Annotated in this window: 10 protein-coding genes and 3 tRNA genes; 6 read left to right on the top strand and 7 right to left on the bottom strand. The window is 59.4% G+C overall.

The window, feature by feature from the left end; genetic code table 11:
• Nucleotides 1–7: 7 nt before the first annotated feature.
• Together K3724_RS08085 and K3724_RS08080 are read left to right on the top strand one after the other, a co-directional pair.
• Nucleotides 8–83, top strand: a tRNA-Ile gene (locus tag K3724_RS08085).
• 243 nt (nucleotides 84–326) lie between these two features.
• Nucleotides 327–1,511 carry a hypothetical protein gene (locus K3724_RS08080; RefSeq protein WP_259991672.1) on the top strand — a complete coding sequence of 395 codons (1,185 nt, stop codon included), beginning with the start codon at nucleotides 327–329 and terminating at the stop codon, nucleotides 1,509–1,511.
• A 103-nt stretch (nucleotides 1,512–1,614) separates the two neighbouring features.
• Here K3724_RS08080 and K3724_RS08075 read toward each other — a convergent pair whose 3' ends face one another.
• The 3 genes from K3724_RS08075 to K3724_RS08065 form a co-directional block, all read right to left on the bottom strand.
• On the bottom strand, nucleotides 1,615–2,565 hold the full coding sequence (locus K3724_RS08075; RefSeq protein ID WP_259991670.1) for a hypothetical protein: 951 nt from the start codon (nucleotides 2,563–2,565) through the stop codon (nucleotides 1,615–1,617).
• Nucleotides 2,556–2,819: a hypothetical protein gene (locus tag K3724_RS08070; protein WP_259991668.1), complete on the bottom strand. Its 264-nt coding sequence runs from the start codon at nucleotides 2,817–2,819 to the stop codon at nucleotides 2,556–2,558. Before K3724_RS08070 ends, K3724_RS08075 begins: the two co-directional genes overlap by 10 nt.
• 181 nt (nucleotides 2,820–3,000) lie before the next feature.
• A complete protein-coding gene (locus tag K3724_RS08065) occupies nucleotides 3,001–4,320 on the bottom strand; it encodes an ATP-binding protein (RefSeq protein WP_259991666.1) in 1,320 nt (439 codons plus the stop codon).
• A gap of 83 nt (nucleotides 4,321–4,403) precedes the next feature.
• On the opposite strand from K3724_RS08065, the gene K3724_RS08060 reads away from it, so the two are divergent.
• A complete protein-coding gene (locus K3724_RS08060; protein ID WP_259991664.1) occupies nucleotides 4,404–5,321 on the top strand; it encodes an MBL fold metallo-hydrolase in 918 nt (305 codons plus the stop codon).
• Nucleotides 5,322–5,390: 69 nt separating this feature from the next.
• A tRNA-Asn gene (locus tag K3724_RS08055) sits at nucleotides 5,391–5,465 on the top strand.
• Between the two features lie 97 nt (nucleotides 5,466–5,562).
• Here the strand turns inward: K3724_RS08055 and K3724_RS08050 are convergent.
• The 3 genes from K3724_RS08050 to K3724_RS08040 form a co-directional block, all read right to left on the bottom strand.
• Nucleotides 5,563–5,700, bottom strand: coding sequence for a hypothetical protein (locus K3724_RS08050; protein ID WP_259991662.1), 138 nt, complete (start codon nucleotides 5,698–5,700; stop codon nucleotides 5,563–5,565).
• A 362-nt stretch (nucleotides 5,701–6,062) separates the two neighbouring features.
• A tRNA-Asn gene (locus K3724_RS08045) sits at nucleotides 6,063–6,137 on the bottom strand.
• A gap of 195 nt (nucleotides 6,138–6,332) precedes the next feature.
• A complete protein-coding gene (locus K3724_RS08040; RefSeq protein ID WP_259991660.1) occupies nucleotides 6,333–7,373 on the bottom strand; it encodes a LysR substrate-binding domain-containing protein in 1,041 nt (346 codons plus the stop codon).
• Here K3724_RS08040 and K3724_RS08035 point away from each other — a divergent pair.
• Nucleotides 7,372–8,379, top strand: a complete 1,008-nt coding sequence (locus K3724_RS08035) for an ornithine cyclodeaminase family protein (RefSeq protein WP_259991658.1) — start codon at nucleotides 7,372–7,374, stop codon at nucleotides 8,377–8,379. The two genes, K3724_RS08040 and K3724_RS08035, sit on opposite strands and share 2 nt — an antisense overlap.
• 1 nt (nucleotide 8,380) lies before the next feature.
• Nucleotides 8,381–9,901: an aromatic amino acid ammonia-lyase gene (locus K3724_RS08030; protein WP_259991656.1), complete on the top strand. Its 1,521-nt coding sequence runs from the start codon at nucleotides 8,381–8,383 to the stop codon at nucleotides 9,899–9,901.
• Between the two features lie 228 nt (nucleotides 9,902–10,129).
• Here the strand turns inward: K3724_RS08030 and K3724_RS08025 are convergent, their stop codons facing one another.
• Nucleotides 10,130–13,090, bottom strand: a complete 2,961-nt coding sequence (locus K3724_RS08025; RefSeq protein ID WP_259991654.1) for an SdrD B-like domain-containing protein — start codon at nucleotides 13,088–13,090, stop codon at nucleotides 10,130–10,132.
• Nucleotides 13,091–13,418 lie beyond the last annotated feature (328 nt).

Below are 13,418 nucleotides of genomic sequence, written 5' to 3'. Positions count from 1 at the left end.
CCATGGCGGGCCTGTAGCTCAACGGTTAGAGCAGAGCGCTCATAACGCTTTGGTTGCAGGTTCGAATCCTGCCGGGCCTACCACCCTCCCCGCCTTGCCTCCGGTTCGGCTGCGCTGTTTCGATCCTTCCCGATCCACTGATTTGCGTCCGGAAACGGCCGATGCCATTCCAATCCCCGGCCTGGCAGGAAGCTTTTGCTTTTTTCTAACCGCCAGATGGCTAAAGTGGCCAATGAGCAGGCCGGTTTTATTCGTTTCGTTGTGTTTCCAAGCTGTTTTAGGGCATCCATCCGGCCACTAGACCTGTAGAGGCATGAGAGAACACAATGGCAACCGAAAAACTCACAATCATCAAGGCAGACGTCAAGAACGAGGTGACCAAGGCGGTGAAGCCGAAGTTTGTTCAGCTCGGCAATATGAATTTTGCCGCCACCGTGGAAGTCGACAAGAAAGTGGCCGCCGAATTGGATACCGACGCCCGTTTTGTCGCCAAGCTTTATGATGACGCCACCAAGGAATACAAAAAGCTTCTGGCCGAATGCAGCCTGCGCGTCAGCCAGGCAAACGATCTGGGTTCGGTGCTGCCGCTGACTGATAAGGAATGCAAGGAGCTGGACGCAGACATCAAAAAGATCTTTGCCAATTACGAAAAGTCGATTGAGCAGGTCGCGACAAAACATTTCGACAAGTGGAAGCAGGCCAACAAAGACCGCAAGAAATACCGCATCAAGGTGGTCAGTGCGATTGTGCTTGGCAGCGCCTGCGCCATCGGCAGCACAGCGTCATTGGCGGCAGGTGCGGTGACCGGCGGCGTGTCGATTGCCGCCAGCATTTACGGCATTGCGCAAAGCATCGTCTCGGTGGCGCGCGCTGTGCAAAAGGTGACGTCTGACATCGTCAAGATTCATGGCGAGCTGGAAAAGGCGCTGAAACAGCTGGTGACCTCCTATGCGAAACAGTCCAAGGCCAAGGTGAAGGCCAAGGAGATCGGCAAGGAATTCCTGGCCGACTTCCTGATGATCGAAACCGCGGGCTTCAACCGGGTGGATAAGCATCTGGAGACCTACAAGGCCAAACTCAAGAACATAGATCTGGAGATTGCGGGCCTCGGCAAGGAGCTGAACAAGCTGCTGGATAAGCAGGGCAAGCTCGACAAGGAGATTGAGAAGAAGCTGGGCAAGATGGCCAAGGACCGCAACTATAAAAGCAAAAAGCTCGACGGGCTGTTTGCCGCCATGGAAGCGGCCCGTAAGGCCACGGCCAAGCTGATCAAGGATATCGAGGCGTATCACGTCAGCATCAAACCGGCCGAGAAATTTCGCGACAATGCACAAAAGGCCGTTGACGCCCTGCGCCACAAGGATCCGGTCTGGACCAAATGGGCGATCTGGATCGGCAGCCTGGGCCTTACAACCGCAGTGACCAGCATCGCATCGGGCGGGGAAAACCTGATCAAGGCCGCCTCGGCAATAGAACAGGGCTTCACCGCACTGTCCAAGGAACTTGCCTGAACCTGGCAGCACGCTTGCGGGCCGCTGAAGACAGCGGGCCGCAAGCAGCCTGTCCGGACCAGCCCTGGCCTGGCAAGGTATTGCCCCCCAGCCTCGTCCACGGTCACACCCCGCGTTTGCTATTAAGCCAGGCAGTCAGGCCTGCGGTTTCCACTGCTGTCAGCGCCCTGTTGACCACACCATAGGCGTAAAGCTTCTGGCTGACCGGCAAATCCCGCAGCCCCGCGGCGATGGTCAGACCGCCGCTGATCACCACACCGGTTTCATCTGCGCGCCATTCTGTGGCCTGCGCTCCCAAATCCGGAAGCGGCACCGTCAATCGATCGTCAACCAGGTCGTTTGACAGATACCAGGCACCGCTGACCGGCTCCTGCATCAGCAGCGGCCTGAAGCTGTCCCCTCCCTCCTGCAGCGCATGGAGACCGGGGACATTGCGCACTGAAACATTGCGCACTGATCCTTGGGTTGCAGGTGTGCCCTCGATCCAGAAGTTGCCGCCGGAACCGTCGCCGCGCAGCAGAACCTCAACCGTGCCATTGGCGACCTGCCAGGGGCCAATCCCTGTATCATCCGCGCTGGTCCCCACCCGGGCGCGGAAGCCCCCCGACAGAAAGCCAAAGACTTCGTAAGACACGAAATACCAGTCCCCCACCGTGATCCCGGCCCCATCCTTGTAGGCATAGGACGTGCCGGAACCATCACCGGTGCAGGTAAAGCTGCCGTCGCCGTTGTCCGCGAAATTCCTGGTGGTGGAGAACGGAGCCGCGAACAGCTCCGTCCCCTGTCCGCTGAGGCGCTGCGCCAGCGGCCCGGCGCCCGCGGCGGCCATTACACCCTGTGCGCCATCCAGTATCAGCGTCACCGGATCGCCGGGACCGGCCACCGGCACCCGGCCTTTGATATCCTGAAACATCCCGCCGGTGCTGGACGGATCCCAGTAGCCGCCAAGCGCGCCGGGTGCATCAAACAGGGCAGCGGGCGTAAACGGGTGCAGTGCAGCCGCCGGACCGGTCAGCCTGGTGGCGGAATGCCCCAGCCCCAGCATCAGTACCACCCAGCCACGGATGCGGTCGTACCCGTCGCTTCAATACCCGCTGCGGAAAACCCGATGGTTTCACCGGCGGTAACCGCGTAGGTGATGATTGTGCCCGCCTCATCGCGCAGCACCAGATCCCCCGAGGCCAGCACCCGCAGCACCCGCGGCCGTACCGGCAGGTCGGTGCCGTCCTGCGGCGTGATCACCATGTGATGAGTGGCAGGGCTTTCCAGCCCGCGGCGGTGGTTGGAAAACGGATCAATCTGAGGCATGAGAGCTCTCCCAACAGTGTTTCTTTCCCGGACAAGCTGCCCGGGGCCCGATTGATAGCTGCAAAGAAAGAAGATTGGGCAAAGCAGGCGTGCGCTGCAGGCCGCCGCCGCGCAACACCCGATCGCATTCAGGCGCCCGCCCCGTGCGGCGGCCAGTGCAGCGGCCAGTGCGGGTTAGCGGTCAGCGCGCGATTACGATGTCAGCCTTCAGCCCGCCCAGATCCGTGCTTTCGCCCAGCCGCAAGGTGCCGCCATGGGCACGTGCTATGTCCGCCACAATCGCCAGCCCCAGACCAACACCAGACCCGCGGTCCTGGTTACGGGCCGGATCCAGCCGGGTAAACGGGCGGATGGCATCGCCGCGCTGGCTGGCTGGTATGCCGGGGCCGTCATCCTCGACCCGGATCCGCATGGAGCGCTCGGTCATCGCCACAGAAACCCGCGCTTGGGAGCCATAGCGCACGGCATTGGATATCAGGTTCTCCACCGCCCGCCGCATCGGCTGGCGGCGCAGCATCACCTCGCCCGCGCCGGACATCCCGCCCAGCGTCACCTGTTTTTCCTGGCGCTGCCAATCGCTGATGATGGTACGGACCAGCTCTTGCGGGTCCACCGGTTCAGGTTCGCTGACTGCAGCCCCGCGGGAAAAATCCAGGAATGCATCCAGCAGCGCCTGCATTTCATCCACGTCGCGCAGCATCGGTGCGGCGTCCTCCTCGTCCAGCATCGCCAGTTCCAGCTTCATCCGCGTCAGCGGCGTGCGCAGATCATGGCTAACCCCCGACAGCATCAGCGTGCGCTGCTCGATCTGGCGCTCCAGCCGGGCCCGCATATCCAGAAAGGCGCTGCCGGCCGCCCGCACCTCCAGCGCGCCGGCCGGCGAATAGGGCACCGCCCGGCCGCGCCCGAACGCCTCGGCCGCATTGGCCAGCCGCTTGATCGGGCGCAGCTGATTGCGCATGTAAAGGAAGGAAATCAGCATCATCAGAAAGCCGAACAGCAGCATGGTGACAATCAGCTGATGCGGTGCTGCGGCAGTTACCCGGCGGCGGTCAAAGCTGAGTTCCATCAGCCCATGCGCCGAGCCGAAATAGACCTGCACCGTGCGGTCCGCCGGAAACCGCGCCGCGAGAAACCCCGGAAACGTCTTTTCCAGCTCTTCGCGCACCACCCGGCCGGAAAACTCAATCAGGCTGAACTGATCCTCCGGCAGCGGCGCACCGGGCGGCAGAAACCGCGCCTGCATCTTCAGCGGCTGCAGCAGCGGCCCCATCTGCGCCAATGCGGCCTCCTGATCCGGGGCGCTGTCCGCCACCTGGCGCAGCAACTCGAACTCGCGCTGAATGGTGGCCGTCATCTGCACGGTCACATCCTCCAGATCGCGCTTGATGAACACGACCGACACCACAATCTGCAGCGCCACAATGGGCACCACCAGGATCAAAGCCGCACGGGCATAAAGACTGCGCGGCATATATCGTTTGAGCCATTTGAAGAACATGGGCTAAGCCTATAGGGCGGTTGGAAAAGAGGAAAGACGGTCCAGGCGCGCACTGGCCAGGAAAACAGCAGCGGAGCAAAACCATGCAGGCACCGGATGAATTCAACCCGCAGGCAGGCCTGGCCGAGGAGCTGGAGCCAGGCCTGCGCCGCATTCTGGCGCCTAATCCTTCGCCGATGACCTATCGCGGCACCAATACCTATGTGATCGGCACCGGCGGCCTGGCCGTCATTGATCCGGGGCCGGAGTCCGAACCGCATCTTGCCGCGATCCTGGCCGCTGTGCAGCCGGACCAAAGGATTACCCATATCATCGTGACCCACAGCCACCTGGACCATTCGCCGCTGTCCCGGGCGCTGGCCCAGGCAACCGGTGCGCCGGTCTATGCCTTTGGCGGGCCCGCAGCCGGGCGCAGCGCGGTCATGCGGCAGCTGGCCGCCGACGGGCTGGCCGGCGGCGGTGAAGGCATCGACACCGGATTCTCTCCTGACATAACAGTCGGCGACGGCGAAATGATCCGAGGCGACGGCTGGGAACTGGAGGTCCTCCACACGCCCGGCCACCTCGGCAATCACATCGCCCTGGCTTGGAATGATGCCTGTTTCACCGCCGATCATGTGATGGGCTGGGCCAGTTCGCTGGTGTCGCCGCCGGATGGCGACCTGACGGATTTCATGGCCTCCTGCCGCCGCCTGCGCCAGCGCAGCTGGCGTGTTTTCCACCCAGGCCACGGCGCGCCGATTTTTGATCCTGCCGGACGGCTCGACTGGCTGATCGCCCACCGCGAATCCCGCGAGGCCGCAATTCTGGACGTGCTTCTAATCGCGCCGGCCAGCGCAGCCTCCTTAGCCCGGCAGATCTATACCGAGACCCCGCCGGCTTTGCTAAAGGCAGCTGAGCGCAACGTTTTCGCTCACCTTGTTGACCTCACCGGCCGCAAGTTGACCGCGTCGCAAGGCGTCCTTTCCGCCACCGCCGTATTCGAACAGCGCGGCGGTTGATTTTTTTCAAAAAAGTCTCTCACGCCCTCTGGACGCCTGATCCCGAGGGCGCTATACGGCACGAACCGTTCCGGCGTAGCTCAGCGGTAGAGCAGTTGACTGTTAATCAATTGGTCGTAGGTTCGATCCCTACCGCCGGAGCCAAAGATTTCAAGGACTTAGCGCTCATCCGCTAAGTCCTTTTTCTTTCTGAGCACAGAATAAGTACAGAAAACACTGCTCGGATCGGATTTGAGGATTATCAACGCCTTACCGGCGTTTCGATGATGCGGTTGTAGAGAACATCAAGTGCCTCGGGCCTGATCTCACATTCCCACACAATGAACGCCTTCCAGCCTTTGGACACAAGCGCATCCAACGCCGCCGCGTCACGCTTCACATTGCCCTCTAGTTTCTCACGCCAAAAATCTGCCCGCGTTTGAGGAAGCTTAGCCCGCTTGCAGCCGGGATCCCGGCAGCGGACATGCTTGCATCAGGCGCGGAACAGGGCATCTGGGCGGGAGCGATTTTAGAACTTGCACAGACCGCATGGCGCGCACAAAGGAAAGTCGCCCTACGAAGTCCTCAGGGACCGGCTATCATAGCTCCACTGGTGTCCCGCCAGGGCGTTTAAGTTGCACTGAGTGCGGAGGCTCTCACAAACAGTGCATACAGCGGGTGTTTCAAGGGGTGGTGCAACAGTATAAGACCCTCAAGGTAAAGTGTCTTATCGTCTATTTCCAACACCTTGCATATGTGTGTTGGCTCCGGCGGTAGGGATCGAACCTACGACCAATTGATTAACAGTCAACTGCTCTACCGCTGAGCTACGCCGGAATACGAGATGCGGTATAGAAATAACTCTAATAGACGTCCAGAGGTAATTTGCGGTTTTGAACAACTTTTTTCGCCCCCGCTTGAGGGGCCGTTTTTGCCGGGAAGAACCGCAAGTCCTCCAAGGCCTGCCAACCTCCAACCAGCCGCCGGACAGGCCCCCGAATTGCACGCGCAAGACTGATGCCTGCGGTACGGCTAGTGCGTTTCTTCAGGTGCATCCTTCGGAATCAATTCCTCCAGAAACACCTGCAGCGGCACGTTCTTCTCAGCCGCACCGGTTTGATGAGCAGCAGAATGCGGCACGATGGCAAAATAGGCGTACGGCAGCGGCAGGCCAGGTTCACCAACCACGACGCCAAGACTGGCGGGATGCTTGGCCTCCGCCAGCATCTTTGGCACCAATGCAATGCCTGCCCCCTGTCTGGCAAGCTCCAGGGCTACCGCAGCGCCGCCGACACGCAGGCCTTTGCGCATGTTCGGGTTTCTGGCCAGGCCAGCGGCCCGGAACCAATTTGCCCAGGTCGGATGCGACGCATACTGCTCTCCCCAATCAGTATGTATCAGCAAAGCGTCCGGCACTGCGGCAATCCCGGATCCTGCTACATGACTGTCGTAAAACGCTTGCGTGCAAAACGGATGGGCCACATCTTTGAACAATGGCAGCTGGGTGTGCTGCGGATAAAGATGGCTCTCATAGGTTATCCTAAGATCGGTACGCGTATTCAACAGGTCGACCGGGTCAGCTTCGATCCGCAGCTCGATCCCGGTGCCGGGAAACGCCTCCCGAAAGCGTGAAATGGCGGGGGCGACCCAGTTTTCTGCCAAAGACTGGATTGTGCTGACCGCAAGGCCGGAGCGGGCCTCAGTTTCAATGAGATTCTCCGTGACCGTCGATATGGCCGTCAATGCTTCGGAAATTGCCGGGTAATAGGTCCGCCCGGCATCGGTCAGCAGCAGACGGTTATTCAACCGGTGAAACAGCGTTTTCCCAAGAAATGCCTCTGCATTCTTGACCTGCATGCTGACTGCGGCAGGCGATACGCCGAGTTCGGACGCCGCTGGCGTGAACCCGCCCAAACGCACTGCAGCCTCGAATGCTTTGAGTGCATTCAATGGAGGAAGGAGCATGGAAGCGGCCCTTTCTGAATCAAAAAAACTTTGGCCAGCTTCACATTTTTCGGTCTGTAAAGACATCGCACAAACGCCATCATGCCCAAAAACGGGAGTGACGGACATGGCGCGCATAGAGATCGAATACCTGGGACAGCCGGAAGTGGACCGGGTGGCACTTAGCAATGACGACATCTTGGATGCGGTTGAGCAGACTTTGGTTGCAGCCGGCCGGAACAAAACCGTCATTGAGCCGCGGATGCATCTGACGCCGGATCCGGCGTTCAACGGGCACTTCAATGTGCTGCGCGGATATGTGGCGCCGCTGGACTATGCAGGCGTCAAGATCGTGGGGGATTACGTCGACAATTACAAACAGGGCCTGCCGTCCGAGCTGGCGCTTTTGAACCTGTTTTGCCCCAGAACCGGGGCACCGCGCGCCGTGATCGACGCCGCAGGCATTACCGATATGCGCACCGGTGCGCTGACGGCCCTGGGCGCCAAATGGCTGGGGCCGAAGACCCCGAAGATCCTGGGCCATGTCGGGGCACGCGGCACTTCCTACTGGAATGTGCGGCTGCTGGATCATCTGTTCGATTTCGAGGAAATCCGCATCCATTCGCGGCGCCCCGAAAGCCGGGAGGCCTTTGCCGAACGGCTGCGCCAGGATCTGGGGAAAGACGTGACCGTGACCACCAGCTGGCAAAGCTGCCTGGAGGGCGCTGATATTCTGGTCGAGGCAACGCGGCTTAACACCCCTGCCCCGATGTTTAACCGGGCCTGGGTCAAGCCGGGTGCCTTTGTGGTGCCTTACGGAACTATGAGCACCCTGCCGCTGGATTTCATCGAGGGTTTTGACAAGCTTGTCATGGATGATCTGGGTCAGATGCGCGCCGGGCATCTGGGGGCGCTGCGGCCGCATATCGATGCGGGCCTGGTCAGCGAAGAGACGTTTTATGCCGAGATCGGCGAAATCGCTGCAGGGCTGAAGCCGGGACGCGAAGCGGACAGCGAAACCATTCTGTTCTGGCACCGCGGCATGTCCACAAGCGATATCGCCCTTGGGGCAAAGATACTGGAGCGCGCCAGAGAGCTGGGGATCGTTCAAAACCTGCTGTACCGGGATGCCTGACATGGAAACGCTAAAACTGGATGGCGCGTCGCTGACGGTTGAGGATCTTGACAGGGCCGCGCATGGGACCTGGCAGCTGGACCTCGCTCCGGAAGGGCTTGCCAGAATGAGCCGGACACATGCGCTGGTCGCGCGGGCCATCGCAGGAAAAATCCCGGTTTACGGTGTGACAACCGGATTGGGGGCGCGGGCGACCGAGGTATTAGGCGCAGACGCACTCGCCGATTTTTCACTGCAGACGCTGCGGGGGCGTGCCCATGCCATCGGGCCATTAGCTGCGCCCGAAGTGGTGCGGGCAGGGTTGATCGTCCGGCTGAACACGATGCTTGGCGGATACAGCGCAGCCCGGCCCGAGGTCGCCCGGCATATCGCCACCTGCCTGAATGCGGGTCTTGTCCCGGTGACTGGTTCTGTGGGGTCAATCGGTGCGGCGGATCTGGTGCTGAATGCCGCAACCGGGCTTGCGCTGATCGGCGAAGGCGAGATGTATGCCAGCGATGGCAGCGTCGGCCCCAGCGCCGAACTGATGCAGGCACATGGGATTACGCCCTTAAAGCTAGCGCCGCGCGACGGGCTGGCGCTGGCCAACCACTCCTGTGCAACTGCCGCCAGGGCCGCGCTGACCGTGTCCAAAGCCGCAACCGCCTTTGAAGCGGTGCAGACTTCTGCCGCGATGTCGATGGAAGGGTTCCGGGCAAACACCGGTCCTTTGGATGAAACCATTATGTCCATCAAGCCGCATCCCGGCCATCTGAAGGCAGCAGCGGGCCTGCGCAACCGGCTGGCTGGCAGTGCGCTGTTGGAATCCGGCCAGGCCCGGCGCCTGCAGGATCCGCTGTCGTTCCGCAATGTTGCGCAGATCCATGGCACGGCCAAAACTGCGCTGGACCGGGCCATGGGCTGCGTGCAAATCGAGATCAGCAGCGCCAGCGACAATCCGATTGCTCTGGCCGAACGCGAGAAATTGGTGTCTTGCGGCGCCTATTTCACATCCGAGATTACCAGTGCCGCCGAAACCCTAAGCCGGTCGTTTGTCCCTTTGGCAATGGCACAGCTTGCCCGCGCCGCCAAACTTCTGAACCCCGAATTCAGCGGTCTGCCCAGTTTTCTGGCAATGCCGGACAGCGCATCCAACGGGTTCGCCCCGGTCATGAAGGTGGCTGAATCCTTGGTGGCCGAGATCGCGCATGCCGCCCAATCGGTGCCGGTTTGGCCCAGCGTGAATGCAAATGGGGTGGAGGATTGCCTGACAGGTTCCCCGGCCGCCGTCAGCGCGCTGGACAGGATCGCTGACAATGTCTTTCACCTGACGTCGATTGAATTGCTGATTGCCTGCCAAGCGATAGAGCTTCGCAAAGGCAGCGGCAATTGCGGCAGGTTTCTTGCTGGTATGAACAACCAGGTCCGAAAGATCTCGCCCGTGCTACGCGAGGACCGGCCGCTTGCCAAAGATATCGAGCACCTGTCAGCCACCCTGAAAGAAAAACTCATCGCTTTCTGCCCCCCTGACGCAAGCGGATGAACACTTCAGATGCGGCGGCCTGATTGCAAAGGCACGATCCGGCCAGCAATCAGCCCGCCCAGGTGACGCCCGTTTTTGGAGTGGTGACTTCGGACATGGCTGAAATCTGCGGGGGCCTCTTTTGCAATTACCCTCGCCGCGGCTGCGTATACCAAACGGTATAGATGTTTTTTGAAAACCCAAGGCGCGGCAAGGATTTATTGCCGCGCCTCATTTTTGATCAAGCCCCTACGCGAAAGTAAGATCGATATTTTCGATATTTGCGATATCCAAAGCAATTGTTGAGAAGCTGTAGCTTGAGGCGACTCCATTGGTGTCATCTGCATTTGCAGCCAGCGACATCAGATAAGCGTCAACTTCCACTTGCATCGCAGCAAAGTCCGCAGCAGCCACCTGCACCTCAAGCGTATCGATACCTGACTGCCCGTCGATCAGATCGCGCACGCCATCCGCCTGGAAGTCGCGCCAGACAAAAACGTCATCGCCATCACCGCCAAAAGCCATATCCGCGCCCTCACCGATACGATTGATTTCATCATCACCCTGGCCTGCAAAAATCATTTCGCTTCCAACATTGCCGCTGATCTCGTCATTGCCGGCGCCAGCAAAGATAAAATCGTCGCCTGGGTTGGCGCTGATGTCGTCATCTCCGTCCCCGCCCAGTATCTGGTCGTTATCTCCGCTGCCGGAAATCTCGTCATTGCCGCTGCCGCCGGAAATGAGATCATTACCAAGATTGCCCGACAGATCGTCATCGCCTTCACCGCCAATGATTGTATCATCGCCAGCCGAACCTTGGATCGAGTCGTTGCCGCCTGCACCGTCGATGCCATCATTGCCGCCCCGGCCCGTGATGGAATCATTGCCGCTGCCGCCGATTATGACGTCATCCAGGCCTGAGCCCTCAAAGGTTTCGCCCCCGTCGCCCAGCACCACAGCACCCGGCGCCGAGGCATCCGGAGCCGCAATATCACCCAGCAGAAGTTCAGCCGTCGCCATCCGGCCCTGGCTGTCAACAACGGTATAGCTCACAACGTCAAACCCGCCGGTTGCTTCCGCGGTGGCGGTGTAGGTGATCTGACCGTCCGGCTCGACTGACGCCGTGCCAAACTGCCCGTCGGTAACGGACATGACAACTGGCGTGCCGGGGGCCTGACCTGGATTGTCGTTGGCCAGCACATCAACACTCACGCTGCCGTTCAGCGCTGGTAAATCAGCCGCGTCATCACTGGCCGAGAGGAGCAAGGACGAAACTAAAACGTCCTGATCGTCAAACCGCAGCAGCTCCATATCAATCAACAGGTCTTCACCATCCGGCCCCGTCACTGTGAGCGAGCTTCCGTCTTGCGTATTCAGTGCGACCGAGTAGTCCGCGGCCGCACCGCTGAAGACTGCAATGTCGAAATCAAGGCCGCCGTCAATCGTATCATTGCCTGCGCCTCCGATGGCGGTATCATTGCCACCGGCAAGGTCGATGGTGTCGTTGCCGCCACGCGCATCGACCCAATCGTCGCCAGAAAACGCACGGATGCTGTCGTCGGTATCGCAGCCGATAAGCACGTCATTAACACGCGACTGGCCGTCAATGCGTCCGCAGGGCCGGATGCCAGCGTCGATGTCTTCGATAGTTTCGCCTTTTCGGATTTCAATAATCTCAACCTTGCCGGACATATTTACATCGGAGTCGACTGTATCGTCGCCCCCCTGGTCCTGAGCAACGAATCCAAAGCCGTCGATCTCGGCAAAGAAGACTTCATAAGAACCCGGCTCCAGGTCGGTGAACGAATAAAGCCCGTCACCGTCTGTGCTTGTGGTGAAAACCTCGCCCGTATCAAGGTTGGTCAAAGTGACTTCTGCGCCGGCCACGCCTGGTTCGCCATTGTCGGTGTCACTGCCATCGGTGTCCTCGAAATACCGGCCCGAGAGCGAACCCGGCTGGGGGTCGACAACACCAAGGTCGATATCAGATTCCGTGTTTGCCCCGACAGTGATCACGCCCGACATGCCGTTTTCATCAACATCTGAATCGACCGCGTCGTCCGAACCGGCGTCCTGAATGGTGAATTCGGTGCCGTCAGGCGCCACACCCATGATCTTGTAATCACCGGGTTCGATGCCGTCGAACCGGTAGTTCCCTTCGGCATCGGTGGTCGTTGTGGCAACAACCATGCCGCCGGCATCAAGCAGCTTGATCGTGACATCAGCCTTGCCCGGCTCCGAGACCATTTCCTGCTGGTCCTGGCCTTCGAGAACGATGTTATCGATGCGCACATATTCGTAGCCATCGCCCTTGGTCTTGATGGTGATGTCTTCCCCATTGCTGATGGCAACATCCTTGATGACATAGGTTGAAAAGCCGCCATCATTCGACCCGCCGCCGTCTGAATCGGCATTCAGCCGGATTGCTTCGACAAACTGGCCATTCACCTTCAGTTTTATCGTGCTCTGACCATCATTTTCATCCTGCACGCGTATCTTTACGTCATAGACACCGGTTTTGCCGTCAAAGGTGGTGCACAGCGTGCCGTAGCAGCCTGCATAAGCCAGCTTGACAAGCTCACCGCCGGACGCCTGATTGCCGTCCACCGTCTTAAAGCCGCTCTTGTGCATATTCTCGGCTTCGATCGTGTAATCGCAACCTGGGATGGTGGCCACCTCCCCGTTAATGCCGTCGCAATCCAAATCGCAAAAAACGGTTCCCGAAATGGATCCCGTTTCAATCTTGTCACCCGCGCCAAGGCATTTGTAGTCAACCCAGTTGCCTTTGACGCCGCAGGTCTTGACCACTGTCAATTCAACCCCGGCCGGGGGAACATCGTTGTAGAAGGTGAAATAGTCTTCGCCCTGTCCCGGGGCGTCATGGCCTTCGATCTCGATTTCGATCAGATAGTAGGTATTGCCGTCCGAGCCTTTCAGGACGTGATAGCTTTCGGCATACATTTTCCCGCCTGCCGGTTCACCATCGACATAAGCGTTTTGGCCGTACCTGTCATCCGCGCGCTCGTTTCTGTAATGGTCACCCGACAAAAAATAGTCGTTGTCTTTTGTGGACAGGCATACCGTGGCACTTGCCGGCATGCTGAAGGTGTCACCGTACCCAAAGCTGGATCCATTTCCTCCTTGATCCAAAAGATCTGCTTCGGTAAATGCAGTCCATTCGTAATTCCGGTAGCTATAGGTCACTTTCACTTCCCCCGATCAGGCGCAACTCGTTACAAAAAACGCCCCAGGGTTCAGCCCGGCTTCCTGGCCTCAGAAACCTCAATTCACAATACAGACGATCCACGGGAACCGGCTTCAAACGAAACCGGCTGCGGCTCTTACTGCGCAATGAAAGTTGTTTTTCTCGGCCATTTGCGGCTCAGTCTGTCCCCAGGCAGCGTGTTTTCCCCATTCTTGGCCACCGGAAACAACACCCCGCTCCTGGCAGCCACCTTCTAAACTAAAGCGCAATTTTTTTTGTCAATGGGAAAAGTATCCTGCCGGTTGCGCAGAACAATAGAGCGTCACTCCAAAT

Source organism: Leisingera sp. M658 (genome assembly GCF_025144145.1).
Classification (GTDB): domain Bacteria; phylum Pseudomonadota; class Alphaproteobacteria; order Rhodobacterales; family Rhodobacteraceae; genus Leisingera.
The sequence above is the reverse complement of the archived record's forward strand: the minus strand, read 5'-3'. Positions and strand labels throughout refer to the sequence as shown.